The 19753-nt window shown below is 33.2% G+C and carries 16 protein-coding genes; 5 read left to right on the forward strand and 11 right to left on the reverse strand.

Going from position 1 to position 19753, the window contains the following annotated elements; genetic code table 11:
- The first annotated feature begins 100 nt into the window (after positions 1-100).
- From ACODSI_RS09965 to ACODSI_RS09985, 5 genes are all read left to right on the forward strand, one after another.
- Positions 101-1141 (forward strand): GMP reductase, encoded by a 1041-nt coding sequence (locus tag ACODSI_RS09965; RefSeq protein ID WP_488916701.1) that lies wholly within the window; start codon positions 101-103, stop codon positions 1139-1141.
- A 132-nt stretch (positions 1142-1273) separates the two neighbouring features.
- The gene (locus tag ACODSI_RS09970; protein WP_488916702.1) at positions 1274-2554 is read left to right on the forward strand and encodes an MFS transporter; all 1281 of its coding nucleotides are present in this window, start codon (positions 1274-1276) and stop codon (positions 2552-2554) included.
- Between the two features lie 87 nt (positions 2555-2641).
- Entirely contained in the window at positions 2642-3760 is a 1119-nt protein-coding gene (locus ACODSI_RS09975) for a vWA domain-containing protein (RefSeq protein ID WP_488916703.1), read from the forward strand.
- Positions 3761-3863: 103 nt separating this feature from the next.
- Positions 3864-5327: a MoxR family ATPase gene (locus ACODSI_RS09980; protein WP_488916704.1), complete on the forward strand. Its 1464-nt coding sequence runs from the start codon at positions 3864-3866 to the stop codon at positions 5325-5327.
- 625 nt (positions 5328-5952) lie between these two features.
- Positions 5953-6357, forward strand: coding sequence for a helix-turn-helix domain-containing protein (locus tag ACODSI_RS09985; RefSeq protein ID WP_488916705.1), 405 nt, complete (start codon positions 5953-5955; stop codon positions 6355-6357).
- A gap of 25 nt (positions 6358-6382) precedes the next feature.
- Here the strand turns inward: ACODSI_RS09985 and ACODSI_RS09990 are convergent, their stop codons facing one another.
- The 11 genes from ACODSI_RS09990 to ACODSI_RS10040 form a co-directional block, all read right to left on the reverse strand.
- The gene (locus ACODSI_RS09990; protein WP_488916706.1) at positions 6383-6790 is read right to left on the reverse strand and encodes a hypothetical protein; all 408 of its coding nucleotides are present in this window, start codon (positions 6788-6790) and stop codon (positions 6383-6385) included.
- A 37-nt stretch (positions 6791-6827) separates the two neighbouring features.
- On the reverse strand, positions 6828-7220 hold the full coding sequence (locus ACODSI_RS09995) for a helix-turn-helix domain-containing protein (RefSeq protein ID WP_488916707.1): 393 nt from the start codon (positions 7218-7220) through the stop codon (positions 6828-6830).
- 3 nt (positions 7221-7223) lie between these two features.
- On the reverse strand, positions 7224-7748 hold the full coding sequence (locus ACODSI_RS10000) for a hypothetical protein (RefSeq protein ID WP_488916708.1): 525 nt from the start codon (positions 7746-7748) through the stop codon (positions 7224-7226).
- A gap of 191 nt (positions 7749-7939) precedes the next feature.
- Positions 7940-8656 carry a M48 family metallopeptidase gene (locus tag ACODSI_RS10005; protein WP_488916709.1) on the reverse strand — a complete coding sequence of 239 codons (717 nt, stop codon included), beginning with the start codon at positions 8654-8656 and terminating at the stop codon, positions 7940-7942.
- A gap of 1 nt (position 8657) precedes the next feature.
- Entirely contained in the window at positions 8658-11693 is a 3036-nt protein-coding gene (locus tag ACODSI_RS10010; RefSeq protein WP_488916710.1) for a type I restriction endonuclease subunit R, read from the reverse strand.
- A gap of 157 nt (positions 11694-11850) precedes the next feature.
- Positions 11851-14334 carry a GmrSD restriction endonuclease domain-containing protein gene (locus ACODSI_RS10015; protein WP_488916711.1) on the reverse strand — a complete coding sequence of 828 codons (2484 nt, stop codon included), beginning with the start codon at positions 14332-14334 and terminating at the stop codon, positions 11851-11853.
- 6 nt (positions 14335-14340) lie between these two features.
- On the reverse strand, positions 14341-16158 hold the full coding sequence (locus ACODSI_RS10020) for a DUF262 domain-containing protein (protein ID WP_488916712.1): 1818 nt from the start codon (positions 16156-16158) through the stop codon (positions 14341-14343).
- 72 nt (positions 16159-16230) lie between these two features.
- Complete coding sequence (locus tag ACODSI_RS10025; RefSeq protein WP_488916713.1) at positions 16231-16980, reverse strand: hypothetical protein; 750 nt, start codon at positions 16978-16980, stop codon at positions 16231-16233.
- Positions 16968-17618, reverse strand: coding sequence for a hypothetical protein (locus tag ACODSI_RS10030; RefSeq protein ID WP_488916714.1), 651 nt, complete (start codon positions 17616-17618; stop codon positions 16968-16970). The genes ACODSI_RS10025 and ACODSI_RS10030 overlap by 13 nt, the downstream gene beginning before the upstream one ends.
- Position 17619: 1 nt before the next feature.
- On the reverse strand, positions 17620-18087 hold the full coding sequence (locus tag ACODSI_RS10035) for a hypothetical protein (RefSeq protein ID WP_488916715.1): 468 nt from the start codon (positions 18085-18087) through the stop codon (positions 17620-17622).
- Between the two features lie 10 nt (positions 18088-18097).
- Positions 18098-19741 carry a WYL domain-containing protein gene (locus ACODSI_RS10040; protein ID WP_488916716.1) on the reverse strand — a complete coding sequence of 548 codons (1644 nt, stop codon included), beginning with the start codon at positions 19739-19741 and terminating at the stop codon, positions 18098-18100.
- Positions 19742-19753 lie beyond the last annotated feature (12 nt).

Consider the following 19753-nt stretch of genomic DNA (forward strand, 5'->3'; position numbering starts at 1 on the left):
TCTTAACAATTGTTAATAAATTCTACCGAATTTAAGGCTACTAATCCTAACTGTTTTTTTCTAAAAATACTACATTTGATACCTACGAAAATAGACCACCATGAGAATTGAAACCGAACTAAAATTAGGATTTAAAGATGTAATGATCAGACCCAAACGTTCTACTCTCAACAGCAGGGCGCAAGTGTCGTTAGAACGTGATTTTAAGTTCAAACACAGTACGGCAACTTGGACAGGTGTACCCATTATGGCGGCCAATATGGATACGGTGGGTACTTTTGAAATGGCTTTGGCTCTAGCTAAAGAAAAATTGTTTTCGTGTATTCACAAACATTACTCTGTAGCCCAATGGAATGAATTCATACAAAATGCTCCGAGTGATATTTACCATTACATAGCCGTGAGTACGGGTACGGGCAAAGCCGATTCCAAGAAAGTAGCCGAAATTTTTGAGAATAATCCGCAACTCCAGTTTTTATGCATTGATGTGGCCAATGGGTATTCGGAACATTTTGTGAATTTCTTGCGTCAAATGCGCAAACTTTTCCCAGATAAGGTCATCATTGCCGGCAATGTGGTAACCGGTGAAATGGTAGAAGAACTACTTTTAGAAGGCGCTGATATTGTGAAAGTCGGAATCGGACCAGGTTCGGTATGTACTACACGTGTGAAAACCGGAGTAGGCTATCCGCAATTGTCGGCTATTATTGAATGTGCCGATGCCGCACACGGATTAGGAGGTCACATCATTAGCGATGGTGGTTGTGCCACACCAGGTGATGTAGCTAAAGCTTTTGGAGCTGGTGCCGATTTTGTAATGTTGGGCGGAATGCTTGCTGGTCACGACGAAAGCGGTGGTGAACTCATTGAATTAAAGGGAGAAAAATACAAATTGTTTTACGGCATGAGTTCGGAAACTGCCATGAAAAAACATGTAGGTGGTGTAGCTGAATACCGTGCCAGCGAAGGCAAAACGGTGCAAGTACCCTACAAAGGTGCCGTAATTGAAACGCTACACGACATCTTGGGCGGCATTAGAAGTACTTGTACGTATGTGGGTGCTTCCAAACTCAAAGAACTTACTAAACGCACCACTTTCATTCGGGTATTGGAACAAGAGAACCGTATTTTTACCAAATAAAAAGCTCGTTTTTTAGTGGTATTTTTTCAGTAATCGGATGTTAATTTTAACACAAACTATCTTTTTGGAAATAGTGTTGTAAAACAAAGCTGTAATTTTGCACCACTACTAATTTATTAGTTTCAATCAAATATGGAGTCTGAAAATTCGTCATCAGTAGCTACTTCTGGTTTTTTTTATAAAAATCCCTCTCTAAAGATTAAAGAGTTTCGAGCATTTCTAGCTACACGATTGGGAATCATATTTGCCCTCAATATGCAATCGACCATCTTGTATTTTTGGGTGTACCAAATCACCAACAACAAGCTCTCTTTAGGTTTTGTGGGTTTGGCCGAAGTAATTCCTGCCATCGGATGTTCCTTGATAGCTGGGCATTATGTGGATCAAAATGAAAAGCGTAAAATGGTGCTTAAGTGTCTATCAGGGTATCTCATTACCGCCATTTGCTTGTTTGTGTTGGCTTTACCCTACATAGAAAAAAAACTGTCGGTAACGGTAGTAGTCGGACTCATTTATGCCTTAGTGTTTCTAGGTGGTATCCTGCGTTCGTTTTTTGCACCTTCGATGTTTTCGTTATTCGGACTCATAGTGCCGCGAGAGCATTACCCCAATGCCACTAGTTGGAGCAGTATGTCGTGGCAAATGGGAGCCGTAATCGGACCTTTAGTGGCTGGTGGATTTATTGCGTTATTGGGAATCACCTCTGGGCTTTTTGCTGTGATTTGTGTTTTCTTAATCCTCTTTTTTCCGTTGTTGTCGATTCAAGTCAAACCCATACTTAAAAAAGAAAAAGAGCCTATTTTGCAAAGTATTCGCGAAGGCTTGAAATTTGTAGTACGTACTCCAACCTTATTAGGCGCTCAATTATTAGATATGTTTTCGGTATTGTTTGGTGGTGCCGTGGCTTTATTGCCTGTCTATCAAAAAGAGATTTTGCACGTCAACGAAATGGGTTTTGGTATTTTGCGTGCAGCACCTGGAATTGGAGCCTTAGTTACCTTGGGCTTACTAGCTTTTTTACCACTCAAAACCCAACCGGGTAAAAAACTGTTTCTTTGTGTTACTGGTTTTGCCTTATCGATTATTGTATTCGGAATCTCAACCAACTTTTACCTGTCGTTCGCCATGCTCTTATTTTCAGGCATGTTTGATGCCGTGAGTGTAGTGATTCGAAGTACCATACTACAATTGGTTACCCCAGACGATATGCGTGGTAGGGTATCGGCAGTGAATACTATTTTTGTGAGTTCTTCTAACGAGTTTGGCGACTTTGAAAGCGGTGTTATGGCCAACTGGCTTGGAACCGTTAGAGCTGTGGTAACCGGTGGCGTTTTAACCCTTGGGGTGATTGCTTTTACTTATGCCAAAGTGCCCAAACTGCGCAATTTTTCTTTTGAAGATAAAAAAGACTAAGCTTTTTTGATTGCGACGGTTCTTTTAACTAAATATTAGTATTCGTTTTGTTGGGTACTTTCAGTAGAAATAGTAATTTTAGCTACTATGGAAAAGAATACAAAAAAAGGATTTTTCTTCAAAACCTACGAAGCGCCTTTTCAATCGCCATTTGACAAACTGTTTGAAATTTTCAAAGAGTTAATCACGCATACTTCAGGCGATTTTGACGAAGCCATCGACTGGTTGCGGCAGTTGGATGTAGAGTATAAACTTACAGACGAAAACTACACCATCGACGATTTTATTGAAGATTTAAAGAGAAAAGGCTACATCCGCGAAGAATTGAAAGACGACGGTACTTCTGGTACGGGCATAACTGCCAAAACCGAACGTGCCATCCGACAACAAGCCTTAGATCAAATTTTTGGTAACCTCAACAAATCGGGTAGTGGCAACCACAAAACAAAATATTCGGGCACTGGCGACGAACAAACAGGCGAATTCAGAGCCTATCATTTTGGCGATGGATTAGACCGTGTTTCACTCACCGAAAGCCTGCGCAATGCCCAAATCAACAATGGTGTAGACGAGTTTCACTTGACCGAAAACGATTTGGTGGTAGAAGACGCTCAATTCAAAGCCCAAATGAGTACCGTGTTGATGATCGACATCAGCCACAGCATGATTTTATATGGCGAAGACCGCATTACCCCAGCTAAAAAAGTAGCTATGGCCTTGGCCGAACTCATCACCACACGCTATCCTAAAGACACCATTGATATTTTAGTATTTGGAAACGATGCTTGGCCTATTGCGATCAAAGATTTGCCTTATCTAAAAGTAGGGCCGTACCACACCAATACGGTGGCTGGCTTGCAATTGGCAATGGACATGCTGCGCCGAAAACGCAATACCAACAAGCAAATCTTTATGATTACCGATGGCAAGCCGAGTTGTGTTCGCGAAAAAGACGGCAGTTATTACATGAATTCCAACGGCTTAGACGAGTACATTGTAGAACAGTGCTACAATCAAGCGGCTCAAGCCCGAAAATTACACATACCCATAACTACTTTTATGATTGCCAACGACCCGTACTTGCAAAAATTCGTCAATCGATTCACCGAAGCCAACCAAGGCAAAGCGTTCTACACCGGATTGAAAGGCCTGGGCGAAATGATCTTTGAGGATTATGAAACGAATAGGAAGAAGAAGATAAAGTGATTAGTAAGTAGTCAATAGTGATTAGTCATTAGTAAATAACAATAAAAAAACACTTGCGAACTTAGCGTTAAACTTAGCGCTCTTTGCGGTTAAATAAAAACAAATGAAAATAGAAAACATACACACCCTAGGCGAATTAAAAATAGCAGGTTATATTTCGAAAAGTATCAAAGATGAGCTACGAGACAACCTGCGTACCAAAATCAAATCAGGGAAACCTGTTTTTGAAGGCGTGCACGGATTTGAAAACACCGTGATACCCGAACTAGAACGTGCCATTTTATCGCGTCACAACATCAACTTACTAGGACTTCGTGGGCAAGCCAAAACACGATTAGCCCGCAAAATGACCGAATTGTTAGACGAGTACATTCCGGTAGTAGACGGTTCCGAAATTAATGATGATCCACTACAACCGATATCGCGCTTTGCCAAAGATCTTATCACCGAAAAAGGCGATGCAACACCCATCAAATGGTTGCACCGCAGCGATCGTTTTTCTGAAAAATTAGCCACACCCGATGTAACGGTAGCCGACCTAATTGGTGACGTCGATCCGATTAAAGCGGCCAACCTTAAATTGTCATATGCCGACGATAGGGTGATTCACTTTGGAATGATTCCAAGAGCCAACCGTTGCATTTTTGTCATCAACGAATTGCCCGATTTGCAAGCGCGCATTCAAGTGGCTTTGTTCAATATTTTGCAAGAAGGCGATATACAAATACGTGGCTTCAAACTGCGCATGCCACTAGACATGCAATTTGTGTTTACCGCCAATCCCGAAGATTACACCAACCGTGGTAGTATTGTTACGCCATTAAAAGACCGTATTGGTTCTCAAATTTTGACTCATTATCCCGAAACGGTAGCCATTGCCCGAACCATAACCCACCAAGAAGCCAAGTTTGACCAACAACAATCGGAAACCGTTTATGTGCCGTCGTTGGCCAAAGACTTGTTGGAACAAATTGGTTTTGAAGCCCGCGAGAGCGAATACATCGATGCCAAGAGTGGCGTGAGTGCGCGCATGAGCATCACCGCTTTTGAAAACTTAGTCAGCACTGCCGAACGCCGTGCCTTACTTATGGGTGCCGATACCACTACCGTACGTTTGTCTGATTTTATGGGTATTATTCCGGCTATTACGGGCAAAGTAGAATTGGTGTACGAAGGCGAACAAGAAGGCGCTGCCGTGGTTGCCCAACATTTAATTGGTGACGCCATTCATACGTTTTTTCCAGCCTTTTTCCCTAAAATAGAAAAGCTAGAGCGTGATGCCAGTGCGAGTCCGTATGCCAAATTATTGGAATGGTTCTTTGCCGAAACGGGTTTCGAATTGCTTGACGACGCTACCGATGACGCCTACAGAAAGCAACTAGACGCCATCCAACCACTTAGCGATCTCATCCAAAAATACCAACCTGATACACCTCAAGAAGATCAGTATTTCTTAAAAGAGTTCTTGCTTTGGGGATTGGTGGAATACGACAAACTTAGTAAAGATAGAGTAGCAGTAGGGTATCAGTTTAAGGATTTATACAGTAGTTACATTAATAAACTCTAAACCATAAACACCGAGAAAGCAGTTACCCCTGTTTTCTCGGTTTTTTTTTGGAGTGAAATAGCACTGCCGTATCCCGAAGTTATGGTAGTATTGATCGAAGCTCTTCTCAAAATAATTTTGCTACGAAGTATTAGGGATTGCTATGGAGGAAGCCGGCTAAAACGTATCTAGTAGTTTGCTGCTTTTTTATAACAGTAAAGAGGCTTATTATTTTACTTAAGAATGTTTTATTTCACTGTTATTTATTTTATTCTAGGGTATTGGAAATGATTCTATATTGGTACCTGTTTTTCATACACTATCCATACACTATCCATACACTATCCATACCTTTGACTAGGCTTTGATTTGTTTTAAAATAACTAGATAATTTAATAAATAAAGATAGCAGCTATATCTGTGGGAATAGCGATTATAAACGTTTTAACTTAAAGAGCTCGAAAGTTGGTGAGAGGACGCAATAAACGTTTGGATTGAGGGATTATTTTTTGAGAATGTATAAAGATTTGGGTGAAAATTGTTATATTTGTGATGGTTGGTGGCTTTGTGCTGCCACGATGGTAGGGTACTATAGATTGGTATTTTACAAGTTGGGATTGATTGTATTATTTATTATTTTTATACCATGGAAACCAAAATTAACAGCCACATTGGGCGCAAGATTAGTAAGATTAGAGAATTGCGAGGCATTAAGCAAGAGGCCTTGGCTATGGCTATTGGTGTGAGCCAACAGACCGTTAGTAATATGGAAAATAGTGAGACGGTTGATGATGTTATGCTAGAGAAAGTGGCAAAAGCTCTTGAAGTGAGTGTGGAAGGAATTAAAAATTTTAGTGAGGAAGCGGTAATAAATATAATAAATAATACTTTTTCAGATTTTAAGGATTATGCATCTGCAATTAATTATGGTTGTACTTTTAATCCATTAGATAAAGTTATAGCACTTTATGAGGAGAAGGAGCGTTTGTATGAACGTTTGTTGCAAGCAGAGAAAGATAAGGTTGCTTATTTGGAGCAATTGAAGAAATAAAAAAAGAGGCATTCGCCTCTTTTTTTTATCTTTTACTTTTAAAAAGATTTGGAACTGAAATGACAGGTAAAATTATACCATTTAGGACTGTGTCTTTCCAAATTTCGAAAAACATACCTCTTAATGTAGAGTAAGATATTGCCAATAAAGTTGAAACGAACAAACCGCTGAATACTGGTTTGTCTTCAATTATTTCGTATTGATCTTTTAAATCGTCTATTTGAAATATAAAATCTACTTCGTAATTACCCCCTTGGTTTATCGCTTTGTCCTTAATTATCCCATTGACATCTATAAATAAACGAATTTTTACAATTTTTTTTTCTAGATTGTGCATCACATTGTGTGCCATTTTAAAATCGTAAGTTGGGTTTTTGGACAACTTTTTTTCTAAAATAACCGTATTTTGAACAATCCAATGGATTTGATTCAAATGTATTTTTTCTGGTATTATTTGATTTGCCACTACTTTAGGATACTTTTTTCACAAAATCTATATCTTCTGTATTCACGTTAGAGTTTTCAAAAGCCATTTCTTGTTCTTCTTGTTGGTCTTTTACCATTACTTTGAAATAAATGTATTCTTTTTGAGGTTCAATATGAATAATATCAACTCCAAGAATTGATTCTATTTTGGTAATTGTTTTTGTTGTAAAAGTATGTGTGCCTGTTAGCCATTTGCTGATTTCAGATGGTTTTTTGTTTAGCATGCGTGCTAAATCTGCAGGCTTTAGACCTCTTTCTTGAAGTAACTCATAGATTTTATTGGCAATAGCCAAGTTTTTTTCTACTAATTTTTCAATTTCGGGGTTTCCTTTTTCGTTTAACCAATCGTTGATTATGTTGTTTTTTGGGAATTCCATAGTTTAAAGGACTAATTTAAAGTCTGGTGAAAATTTTATTAAAGAACCATCATCATTCCAGACGATGTGTTTTTCAGCAAAAGCTGTATCAATTGCTTTTGTTAATTGGTTTGCTACTAAAAAATGATTTTTGACATTTGGACAATCTTGTGCATAATGCGTAGTTTTTATGTCTCCATTAAATAGAAATACTATTTTTTCATTTGCTCTAAGGCAATATAACCTGATGTTATTTGATTTTGGTTTTCCCAACTCTGTATAACATGGTTGTCTGTTTTTTCCTTGTGGAGGCAAAGCGGAAGCGTCTGCGAATTCTGCCTCTGACCTAAATAAGTGAGTTTGTGCACCATATTTATTTCCTATAATTTTTATCCATGCTAGCACGTGATTTAGTTTGGATTTATTGTTTATTTCATGATACTTAAGAAATTCGTGAAACAAAGAATCACTTTGACCATTGATACAAACGGAATAATAAGCTACCTTTTTGTAACGTGCTATAGGTTTTATATGTGCAAAAGTATTCACTTATAAGTTAATATCCAAATTTTTGTTCACTTTTAAGTTAATATTAGTAAATTAACTTTTGTTTATCAGTACTTTCAAATGTATGTAATCTAGCTGAAAAAGTAAGAATTATTTTGTTTTTTTTATAAACAATTGTAATTACTATTGTTTATTTCTGAAGATGTTCAAATGCTACTTTTTTTGTTTTTATATCAATACTCCCAATCATTATGAGCGACTGGCAATTTATTCAATTCTGTTTTATACATTCTCCATTTAGGCATAAATTGATTCATATAGGATACAAATTTATCATTATGATTTCGTTCTAATAAATGCACTAGTTCGTGAACAATAATATACTCTAAACAAATAACAGGTTTCTTTGATAATTCTAAATTTAACCAAATTCTTTTAGCTTCAATATTACAAGTACCCCATTTGGTTCTCATTTGTTTTATTGCCCAGTCATTAGATTTAACACCAATAATGCTTTCCCATTTTGATAGTAATTCAGGAATCTGTTTTTTCATTTCAGTTCTATACCATTCTTTTAAAATGATAGCTTTATCTTCATTTGATGTATTAGGACGAACATAAAGATTAATATTTTTTGTACCTTTTATTTCTACTTTATTGAAACCTTTTCGTTCAATTACATTAAGCATATAACGTTTGCCTTGGAAAAAATGGCTCTCTCCTGAAATATATTCTCTGGGTGTTTCTCTCGGTTGCGCTTCAAAATTTTTAATGTGCTTTTTTATCCACCCAATTTTTGAAATAGCAAATAAACGCATCATTTCGCTATCCGTGTTTTCTGGAGCAGACAAGCGAATTCTACCATGTGGTGGATATACCGCCAAATGCATATTTTTAATGTCCTTACGAACAATATCGATAGTTAGATTTGATATTGAAAGCGTTTCCATATTAATATTCGCTTTGCGCTTTTACAATTTGCATAATAACTGCTGTTGTTTCATCATCTTTAATGACTTCATTTATGGCAAGTCTTAATTTCTTTTCCTTTAAACCGCCATCACGCCATCCATCCATTTTATTGGTTTTAATTACGTTGTCTAATGCTAGGGCAAGAATTTCATTTTGTTCTAAATTATCAAATAAGGCTCTTTTGGCATTTGAATCAAGCGAAGTAGGGTAGTTAGTTGTTCCCATTGGATTTGAAACATTACCTGCCAATTGTTTTATCTTTTCTAGATATTCTTTATAAGCAATAACTTCCTCTTTTCTTTGTCTAATAAGTTCTTCTAATAATTTAGACATCCTTTCAAAATACTTCGGATTGGTTTGACTTTCTTCAATAATTACTTTTCGAACATTATTTTCCATTGTTTCAGCCACAGCCTCATGACTTCGAATATTTCCATAAGGTTCTCTATCAGGTTCACTAACATGGATTATCAAATCCACTAAAGATTTGTTTTCAAAATCAGATATTTTTTGACTGCTTTTGGCATCAATATACATATCCATTAATTGACGCATTCCAGGTTCAAAACGTTTTAAATCAACATAATCACCATTAGCTTGTTTAATGGTTTCTCTTAAATCAGAATAGAATTGAACTTGCTTTTTTATTTTTTCCGCTTCTTCTTCTGAATAACCAATTTTATGCATTTCATTAGCAATATTGGCATAGGCTTTAATTAATGAAACAACGGCTTTGTATAAAGTAACTCTTCGTTCTTCTGTATCTTTTAAATCATCAGGATTTTCAGTATTTCCGCAAAAGTATCTAATAAAGCTTGGTTCATCTTGTGGATGAACTGGTTCACACAAAGCAATAACCGTTTCTAATGCACTTTCCAATCTATCTTTACTTACTTCATATCTATCAGAAAGTAATCCTTTAACATCGTCAATATCATAATCATCAAAGGCTCCCGAAGTATAATCGGTGATTGATTTTTTCAAACTATCAAATAAGTCTTTGTAATCTACAATATACCCATAATCTTTTCCATCATCGTCAACACGGTTTACTCTACAAATGGCTTGAAATAAACCATGATCTTGCATCGATTTATCAATGTATAAATAAGTAGCTGATGGCGCATCAAAACCTGTTAATAGCTTATCCACCACTATTAACAATTTCATTTTATTTGGTTCTTTTATGAATTGTGTTTTGGCATTTTGTTCAAACTCTTCGGTCGATTTACCGTTCAACATTCGTTGATACACTTCATATTTTAAAAGCTTTTCAGTTGGATTAGCTTCTCCAGTTTCTTCACCTTTAATGTCTCCATGATGTGGATTATAGGAAGTGATTATAGCACATTCTTTAAAACCTGCATTTTGAAACAATTCATAATATTTACAAGCATTATAAACACTACTAGATACTAACATTGCATTTCCATCACCAGTAGAAATTCTTGGTTTTATTTTGAAGTCTTTAATAATATCAAAAACAATTTTTTCTAAACGAGATTTTGAACCCAATACTTTCTGCATTGTGCCCCATTTTCTTTTTAAATCTATTTTGGCAGCATCGGTTAAACCTCTTGTTTCAGCATCAAACCATTGGTCAATGCTCTGTTGGTCGGTTACAAATTGCTCTACATCACGAGCTTCATACAATAAGTCTAAAACGACACCATCGGCAACGGCTTCATCAAATTTGTAGGGTTCACCAATGTATGGTCCAAAAACTTCTATACTTTTTTGTTTGTCTTTTTTCAATAAAGGTGTTCCAGTAAAACCAATGAATAAAGCCTCTGGTAACAACATTTTCATAGCATCGTGTAACTTGCCTGATTGTGTTCTGTGACATTCATCTACAAAAACATAAATGTTTCCTTTAGCTCTAAAATCGGATATTAAATTCTTTTTTAAGTCTTCAATATAACCTTCAAAATCGCCTTCTTCAGAATTTCTACCAAACTTGTGTACTAAACTTGCAATCAACCAAGGACTTGTATTATTTAGAGTGGAGATTAAATCTCTACCGCTTTTGGTTCTGTAAATGTTTTCATCAACACCTAAATATAATTTTTCTATTTGGTCATCTAATTCCTCACGGTCAGTGATAATTAAGATTCGGCTGTTATCTACATTTTCTCTAATCCATTTTGCCAACCAAACCATTGTCAAACTTTTGCCACTTCCTTGGGTATGCCAAATGATACCGCCTTGTTTCGTTCTTACATTGGTATGAGCAGCTTTGATTCCAAAAAACTGATTTGGACGGCATAACTTTTTAGTTCCTTTGTCAAAAACTACAAAGTCATGCATTAATTCTAACAAACGTTCTTTTTGACACATCAAATACAAATGTTTATCTAAGTTGTAGTCAAACAATTTGTCAGCTTCTTCTTTCCATTGCAAATAATATTTTTCAGAAGTTTCAATAGTTCCATAACGCAAACCTTGTGTATCATTACCTGCAAAAAGATATTGTGTTGTAGTGAAAAAGCTTTGAATAAAAGCTTCTTTTTGATTGTCTAAATTTTGACGAATTCCTTGTGTTACGCCGACTTTACTTCGTTTCAATTCAATAACACCAATAGCAATACCATTAACATAAATGACAATATCAGGACGCTTGTTGTTTCTTCCTTTTACGGTTACTTCCTCTGCAATAGCAAAATTGTTTTTCAATGGTTCCTTCCAATTGATAAACCAAGCACGTTCTTTTAGTTCTCCCAATTCCTCACGAACGGAAACACCATAGCGTAACAATTTATAAACTTCTTTATTGGCTTCATACAAACCACTAGATAGGTTAGTGGCAGCTTTGACCAACTCTTGAACGGCTTTTTTTGCTACAATTTCAGAATAGCCTTGTGACTTAATTAGAAAATCTAATAACAAGTTTTCTTCAATAGGTTGTATTCGTTCTTGGTCTTCCCAATTTCCCAAATAAGTGTATTTTAACTCATCCTTAAAAAGAGCTATAATACGGTTTTGGGTTTCGCGTTCTGATTTGCCTATGTTATTCATTATTTTGGTTTTTTTGTAAAGAATTTAATATCATCCAAATTGCTTATTAGTTTGGTTATAATTTGTCCTGCAACTTAAGTATTATCAAATACTAATAAATTGAAAAACAAATCAATAGCTGTTTGTTCTATTAAATTATAGTGTGAGTATTCCCAAGTCATGTTAATATTTTATTTAAAAAGGTTTCAACATCCATAAATTTGTTAGACTCAAAATGTTTTGACCAATTATTGTTTATCATTAAAAACTCTGTCTCTTTAGGGTCAAAATTCAAATCAATTTTGTATTTATGAGTACCATTAATATTTTCAAAACAAACATAGACATTCATTTTTTCCTTTACGAACAATGTTGTCAGTGGTGTTTCAGTCTGTGAATTAAAATATACAGCAGACCAGTTGTTTTGACCATCAAACATTAAATTCCAATAATATGTATTTAGTTCGCTATGCCTATTAAATCCAATCCATTTTTTACTTGTTTCTAACAAACAGATTTCCATCTTATTTTTATCCCAATAATCAATTTGATTTTGTTCACACCTATTATAGATTTCAGGTTTAATTAAAAAACACCTTCTCCAATCTTCGATTGTTTTTACTGCATTTTCAATTTCAGCTATACAAAAGTCTGTAATAGAGCTATTTTCACTGTCGATAAATTTGTCAACCACAATTTTAATATTTTGAGACTTTTGTAAATTTCTCAAATAGCTTTTCCAACTCCTGTCTCTGTTTTTATTATTCTCAACCAAACAATCATCTTTCAAAAGTAGATAGTTGTCAATATTTGCCATTAAACAGTTTCTAAACAAATGAGAATTATTATTACTTAGTTCTGCTGTTAAACCGTTTGAATCAAATATTTGATTAATTGCGTTTTTGTAAAATATGAAATTTTCTAAATTATAGGAATCACCATCTTTAGACCAATTTAACAAGAATCTAATCTGTCCTAAGAAAAATCTATGTTCTTCAATTTCTTGAATTTCTTTCCACCATTTTGAATCATTTGAGTTTTCAATAATTAGTTTAGCTTTGTTAATTTCTTCTTCAAATTGGTCTTTGACAAATCGTCCTTTGGGTTCATTTGTTATCCGATGATTAGCAAAATATTGATTGATTGATTTACCACCATTATCGCCATATACTTCTTCACACCATGATTGATAGGTAATTAAAGTAATATGAAAATCTTCTACATCATCAATAAATGAATTAGAAAGTGTTGAAAGGTTTCTGATAATTCTTATCCAATTATTTAGCTCTGTTTTTAAATCTACGTCTTCATGAAGATTGGTCGTTTTATTTGTTCTGCTAAAACATATTAATGAGTAAAACAGCAAATATGTTTCGTAATCTATGCTTTCATTAATGAAAGAGTCGAATAGAGTTAAGTTTTCTTTAGAAAAACTTACAGTAGTTACTAAATCTGAAACTTCATGTTTTAAACCTGTTTGGTCTTTGTAAATCATTTTTTCAAAAACATCAATTACGTATGTAAAAAAGCTTTCATTAAACAAACAAGTTTTGAAGAATAAAGGGAAAAGCATTGATATATCTTTTTGAATAGCTTGGTCAAGAAGTTTTCGTTTTAAATTATCCTCATCAAAGTCATTAAAAGGTATTAGCCTTTGAATATTAAAATCTTCTATATCATATTTTAAGGTTGAAATATTTTCAGCAAAGTACAAACCAATAAGTCGTTTGAAGAATATAAGAAAACCCTTTTCAACTGATTCAACAATTCTTTTTTGTTCTTCAGAAGATATGTTTTCACTTATGTTGTTTTTTGCCAATTTATTCCAAAATAAATCAATCCAATTGCTATCAATATTTGACTTCCACTTATTTTGAATTTCTTCTGATACGTTGTTTAATTGCATTTGCTCTTCTAGAGAGGATTTAAAAATGTCAAAAGAGGATAATTCTTTACCACGAGCATTCATTTTTACGTAAAGTTCATCAGTAAGTGCAAATTGTTCGAGTGGTAATAAATGAAAAATGATTTTTCCTTTTTCTAATTGTTCCCAAATTGCATCCTTTGCTTCTACATCAATTTGCTTAACACGCGCTTCGATTTCATCAAGCATTACCAACATTGCTTTTACTGTTGGGTCTTTTCTCCATGACCATAAAAACCAAGGTTGATTTTTGATTATATCGGACAACAATTTTTGAGAACCAATGTTAGTCGCATTTTCCTGAATTAGTAAAGACTTTAAATCATTACATGAATATTCTGCAAGAGCATTACAAAAATCCTTACTCGAAATTCTAGTTTCGTATGAAAATAAAGAATAACAAGAATTACCATCAACTTTAAATAAAAGAGATTTCTTGCTTTCAGGTATAAAATACCAATGCAATAAAAATAGAGTAGTTAATCGCTGTTGGCCATCTAATGGTGTAAAAAGATTGTTATGAGTTGAACCATAAATAAAATCTAAAAGTAAAGGAGCACTATCTTTTGTAGTTAAGGCCTCAAAAATTGAACTTAAGAAATTATTTCTAATTTCAGAAACTTTAATATCTAAACGTCCCTGAGCATAATCACGCTGAATTTTTGGAACTACTATTTTGTTGTTTTTAATTAAGTCTATAAATGATATTCCTTCTCGCATTTCAATATTATCTTTCATATTCGATTATTTTAAAATGAAATCTATTGTTTCATGGATGGTATTTAGATATGCTTTTCTATCGCTATCTTCCCAACTATTTTTCCATTGTGAATTACTTTCATCATTTGAAGAGTAATATTTTAAAAACAAGTTTTTCGTACAAATAGGTATAAAAACCCCATTCATATCATTTTCAATTATTGTTTTTCTTTTGGTAGGGAAAAGAGCATTTCCATAGCCTCGGTTAGTTCCAAAATCTAACAAAGCTAAATTATCAAGTGTATCTTTTGAGTCGTTTTCATTTTTTTGAATTACATCGACTATATCAGAATACAGACCTTTAAATTGATTGCCATCATCTTTGTTTTTGTCTTTAAGTGTTTTATATAGCTCCTCGGCTCTTTTTTTCAAATTAGGCCAATTTTTATCATCGCATGAAATGCCTGGAATGTAACTAAGCCAAACAATTTTATCTTTTACTTCATGAAGTGGATTCTCTGTTTTTGACCCAACATGCTCAATATCCCAATCGTTTAATTTAAATAAATCAAAAGGAAATCTATAATAGGTAAGGTTGTCTAAATTTTTTACCTTAGAGTTTTGATTTATTTGTTGCTTAATAGAAGTTTCAATGTTAAAGAATAGAAGTATTCTTTTGCATTCTTTATAGTTATCATCTTTTAGAAAAGAATCAATATCAGATTTGTTATAATTTAATAGTTTATCTCCAATTAGAGTTTGCAAATAATTAATTGTATCTGACTTTGTTTTACCCTTGCAATCTTTGTAAATAGTATGAATAGAAACGCCATTATAAATTAAGTATCCTACATAATGATAAATACTGCTGTTTTCGTACCAATAAATAAAAGTTTGATAAACCTCTTTTACCTTTTGCCAAGCTTCAGTAAAATTCTCTACTCCTTTGCTTTTCCAAAAGTCATCACCTGAATTATCGTAAAGATTCTGAAATCTACGGTATGCAAAATCATCGTCATCATTTTTATTTTTTTCAGTGAGAAAATCAAAGATTAAGTCAATGCGTGTTGCAGGATTATAATCTTTATTTGCTAAGAAATACCATAAACGGTTGTCCTGCAAACTACTTTCAAATTCGTTCCACTCATAAGCCAATTCCTCAATGTTTAATACTTCAACTTTTTTATCGTTTTTGTATTCTTGGGTTTTTAAAATAAAAAGTGCCTTAATTAATTCGGCATTAGTAAGCCTGATTTTGCCTTTGTTTAAATTATTGAAGATCTTTATAGAATCAATATCTTTTTCGTTTTCTGTTACGTACCATATGATTTTTACTTGAGCAATGTCTTTACTTTTGTTGAAAAGGACTTTCTCTAATGCAGCATAATCAATTTCGTTAATTCTGTCTTCAAACCATTTGTTAATTACATTTCGTGCTTGAAAAACATGAAAACTATCAATATCTGCTAACTTGTCAGGATTATTAAAATCCATAGAGCCTCGTGTATGATAGTCAATGTTGTACATCATAGAGTTTACAACAAAAGGCGTACGTGAGCCATTTTTTATAAAGTTAAGAAGGAGTAACAAAGTTGTCAAACGTTGTTGACCATCAATCACAATCCATTTGTTTTCTTGCTTTTTTACCACAACAGGTTGCAAACAATAAAAATCTGTTTTCTTTTTTTCATCATCCTTTGCAAAATCCCAGATATCTTTCAATAAATCTTCAACTTGCTTATTATCCCAGCGGTAACCTCTTTGATAAGAAGGAATATAAAAGTGATGATTACCATCCAATAACTCAGCAATCGCCTTGAGTCTAAAATTCGGATTTTCGATATTTTCTGTTATTTCTGCCATAGTTTAAACTTCTATTTGTTCGTTCATTAGTTTAGGTGATTTTTTTATTCTCTTGTTCGTCAAATCGACAAACTATGTCGTTACAGATTTTAATAATTTCTTCACTTTTTCGATATCGTTATTGCTTCGCAAAATCTTATCCCGTCCATCAAACTTAAAATCCGAATACGAAATCTCCATAACTTTAATTCCGTGTTTGGGTAGCACATCCAATCTTCTTTGGTCATAAATCTTTCGTTGTTCACCTCTGTGTACACCACTTACAGTAAACAAATTAGGCTTATCAAAATTCTTGTTGGGTTTGGTATGTTGTTGTTCTTTATATTCAATTACCAAATTCAAATTAGGATAATAACAATCAACAGGTAATTTAACACATCTTCCTTGAGCATTTGGGTCACCTAACAAAAAATCAAAACGATGTTGACGCAATCCAGTAATTCCTAAAACTTCATTACATAAGTCCAATACATAATGCTCATCACTATCTTTTCTTGATGTAGTTTTAGAAGCTTTAGGTTCTTTTTGTTTTACTGTGACAACTTTTTTGGGAATAGGAGCAGAGACACCACTTCGTTGAAAATACCAATTTGTATTAGCATCTTTTCTTTCAGCATATACAAAAGGGATTTCATGCAATTCATTTTTAGAATCCAATCTTCTTAAGACCTCTCTAATTGGTTTTCCATTTTTTATGTCTTTAGTAAATATACCAGCTAATATAAAATAAGGCATCATATCCTTTGCAGGAATAGTATTAATGCTTTTGTTAAGTTCAAAATACTCTTTAACTACTTTGTTTATTTGGTTTATTTTTGACATGTATATTTAATTTTAAAATGCCAATTTTTTCTCCACTCTTGTAAAATAAAATTTCTTAAAGGAGTTTTATCATAGGGATTATTTATTTTAAATTCTTTTATCTGAAATCGTGCACTTGCAGATGGTGTAAGCAAATTTTTGATATGATATCCTTCTTTATTATTTAAGTATTCTTTTATTTGATTCCATTCCGAATCAAATAATTCAACACCTTCATTTCTTGTTAAGTAAATATTCTTTATTGTTGGGTATCTTTCAAGGATTGATATAATATCAGTAAATTCAAATTTGCTAAAATAATCTGCAATTGATGTGTCAAGATAACTTTTTAATATTTCTTGGTGCTCTTCATTTTCTTTATCAGCATCTTGAATTGTAGTTATTAAATCAGTAATTAAAATGCCATTTTCAACACAAAAGCTTTTCCATTCTTTTTTAGTTGATTTTCTTAAACTTTCTTCTCCATATAATCTGGGTAAAACATCCCAAAAATAATTACGAGCTGTCCTTCCATAAAACCACTCTGCTTGATTACCTGCAGGCCATTCAGGATTAAATGTACCAACAATCAAAGTAGTTGGTTCAAAATCTAAATTTTCTAAATTTAGATACTCAATAAATTTATGATTACAAGCCATATTATATTAATTTGAAAAAAGCGTATTTGTCTTCAATGTAATAAGATTTACAACCATTCTTGTTTATTTCATCATCCCAAGTATCTCTTAAAACAGTTATATTATTAAACCAATAATTCATTCCCTCATCCCAAGCTTGCCATACTTTGCCAACAATTCTTCCTTTTTTGTGCCAAAAATACTCTTCTGCACATAGGTTTAAATAATCTAGTACATCATTGTATAAATGTTCATCTTTTTTAAGTTCTTCAAGAGTGTAACCATTAAGTTCTAAATGGTTTAATGTACTATTCACTTTATTGTATCTTTCGTTAAAATCTCTAAAAAGTTGATGAAATATTGTATCCTCATTTAGGTTTTGAGATTTTTTTGAGTACTTTTCAGTCAACTTATAAGCCATTATACCTAATATACTTGTTGCAACTAAGTTTAAACAGCTTACAATTAATTCGATAGTTTCTTTATTCATTTATTATTTTTTATATATCTAAAATTTCAATTTCTCCAATTCTGTCAAACTTAAATGTTCTTTTTTCTTGTCTTTTATGGCAATAAGCAGTTAAATAATTACTGTTTAATCTATAGTTTTCAATATGTTCATTAGATAACACATTTATTGCTAATTGAACATTACTTACTGTTCTAATACTTTCCTCTGCTTCAACATTATCAATAAATAATTCTCCAGTTTCTGTATCAACTGCCATATTTTGCCAAGCAATTCGAGTATATTTCATTCTAATATATTTCTCATACTCAATAGCTGTGTTTACAATATTTGAAATTTTATCGATTCCAATAGTTGGTCCTGATAATCTTACAGTATAATAGTTTTGTTTTATTTCTGCATTTTCTATATCAGCAAATGCAAATGTTCTTATTTCATTTTTTACGTAACAAAAACCAGACGTTTCATTTTCGTTTACTTGAGTTGGTCTAAAAATTGTTTTTTCTCCATTAGTAGTTAATGAAACATATTTTCCAGCCATTTCAGCCATTAAAATTTTATGATAATTATTAAACTCAACAGTTACTTTCTCTTTTTCTTGAATTTTTTCATTATCAACTAATTCCTCAATAGCCTTTCCAAGTTCTGTCTCTTCAACTTCAAGCAATTGATTTGTATTCGTAATAACCCCAAAATTATCAATACCTAAATAATGTTCTCTGTACTTCTCCAAAGACCATTGTTTGGCTTCTTCTTCTGTCCATTGCAATATGGGTTGAATTTTGTCTTGGTTTAGTAATGATTCAGGGATGCTGAATTGTTGATTGATACTTTTTAGGATATGAGCTATAAATTTGCAACAAGCATCGGGTTGTTGATGTATTTGTATTTCTGCAAAGCGAATAACTACCCAACCTCTATCGGTGAAAGCATAATTCCTGCTCGTGTCTGAATATTTAAAGTGCGTTGGCTTTCTGTTTTCTATGTCATTTGTACCTTCGTAAGGTTCGTCAATTTCTATGTCAACAAAAATATTGATGCCGTTTTTTTCATTGATTAAAGTGAAGTCAGGTTCATAAGGCCTTGTATTGTTGGCTACTAGCACAAATCTGTCATCATAAACTTGATAGTTGCTTTTGAAGTATTTATCAATGTATTGTTTAAATGCTTCTTCCTTAAAACCTTTTCTGCCAGTTCTACCTTTTCTTGGAAACTTAATCACGCAATTGGGCTTTGGCATCATCACATATGGAAAATACAACGGTTCTGTTTGTTTTAATATATTGATTGGATTATAGCCAATATATTTTTCTTTACTATGTTCTTCTTCCTCTTCTTTAACAACAATTTTAATTATTGTCTCCTCTACAGGTAGTTGTGGTATTTTTTCAATTTTTTCAATTGGTTTTTCAATTGAAGGTGTGTTTGGCTTAGATATAGGTGTTTTAGTAGAATTGTCTTCTAATTTATTAATTTTAACCTCTGACTTAACTAGAGGTTTTTTTTCATTAGTTTCAGATACTATTTTTATTTCATCATTCTCAACTTCTTTTGGTGTTTTTGGTCTCAATATTACATACAATAGAATACAAACAACAATAATCACTATAATGAAAAGAATGTTTTCATTTGAATTATCAGTAGTAGCTATATTTCCTAAAGTGTCTTTATTCATTATTGATTGTAT

The sequence above is a fragment of the Flavobacterium sp. FG139 genome, from assembly GCF_057809695.1.

Excerpts from the sequence above, each read along its gene's own strand:
- ACODSI_RS10030 (WP_488916714.1), bottom strand. The coding sequence starts at position 17,618 with ATGGCTTGTAATCATAAATTTATTGAGTATCTAAATTTAGAAAATTTA.
- ACODSI_RS10025 (WP_488916713.1), bottom strand. The coding sequence starts at position 16,980 with ATGTCAAAAATAAACCAAATAAACAAAGTAGTTAAAGAGTATTTTGAA.
- ACODSI_RS09965 (WP_488916701.1), top strand. The coding sequence starts at position 101 with ATGAGAATTGAAACCGAACTAAAATTAGGATTTAAAGATGTAATGATC.
- ACODSI_RS10040 (WP_488916716.1), bottom strand. The coding sequence starts at position 19,741 with ATGAATAAAGACACTTTAGGAAATATAGCTACTACTGATAATTCAAAT.
- ACODSI_RS10035 (WP_488916715.1), bottom strand. The coding sequence starts at position 18,087 with ATGAATAAAGAAACTATCGAATTAATTGTAAGCTGTTTAAACTTAGTT.
- ACODSI_RS09985 (WP_488916705.1), top strand. The coding sequence starts at position 5,953 with ATGGAAACCAAAATTAACAGCCACATTGGGCGCAAGATTAGTAAGATT.
- ACODSI_RS09980 (WP_488916704.1), top strand. The coding sequence starts at position 3,864 with ATGAAAATAGAAAACATACACACCCTAGGCGAATTAAAAATAGCAGGT.
- ACODSI_RS10015 (WP_488916711.1), bottom strand. The coding sequence starts at position 14,334 with ATGAAAGATAATATTGAAATGCGAGAAGGAATATCATTTATAGACTTA.
- ACODSI_RS10020 (WP_488916712.1), bottom strand. The coding sequence starts at position 16,158 with ATGGCAGAAATAACAGAAAATATCGAAAATCCGAATTTTAGACTCAAG.
- ACODSI_RS09995 (WP_488916707.1), bottom strand. The coding sequence starts at position 7,220 with ATGGAATTCCCAAAAAACAACATAATCAACGATTGGTTAAACGAAAAA.
- ACODSI_RS09970 (WP_488916702.1), top strand. The coding sequence starts at position 1,274 with ATGGAGTCTGAAAATTCGTCATCAGTAGCTACTTCTGGTTTTTTTTAT.
- ACODSI_RS09975 (WP_488916703.1), top strand. The coding sequence starts at position 2,642 with ATGGAAAAGAATACAAAAAAAGGATTTTTCTTCAAAACCTACGAAGCG.
- ACODSI_RS10005 (WP_488916709.1), bottom strand. The coding sequence starts at position 8,656 with ATGGAAACGCTTTCAATATCAAATCTAACTATCGATATTGTTCGTAAG.
- ACODSI_RS10010 (WP_488916710.1), bottom strand. The coding sequence starts at position 11,693 with ATGAATAACATAGGCAAATCAGAACGCGAAACCCAAAACCGTATTATA.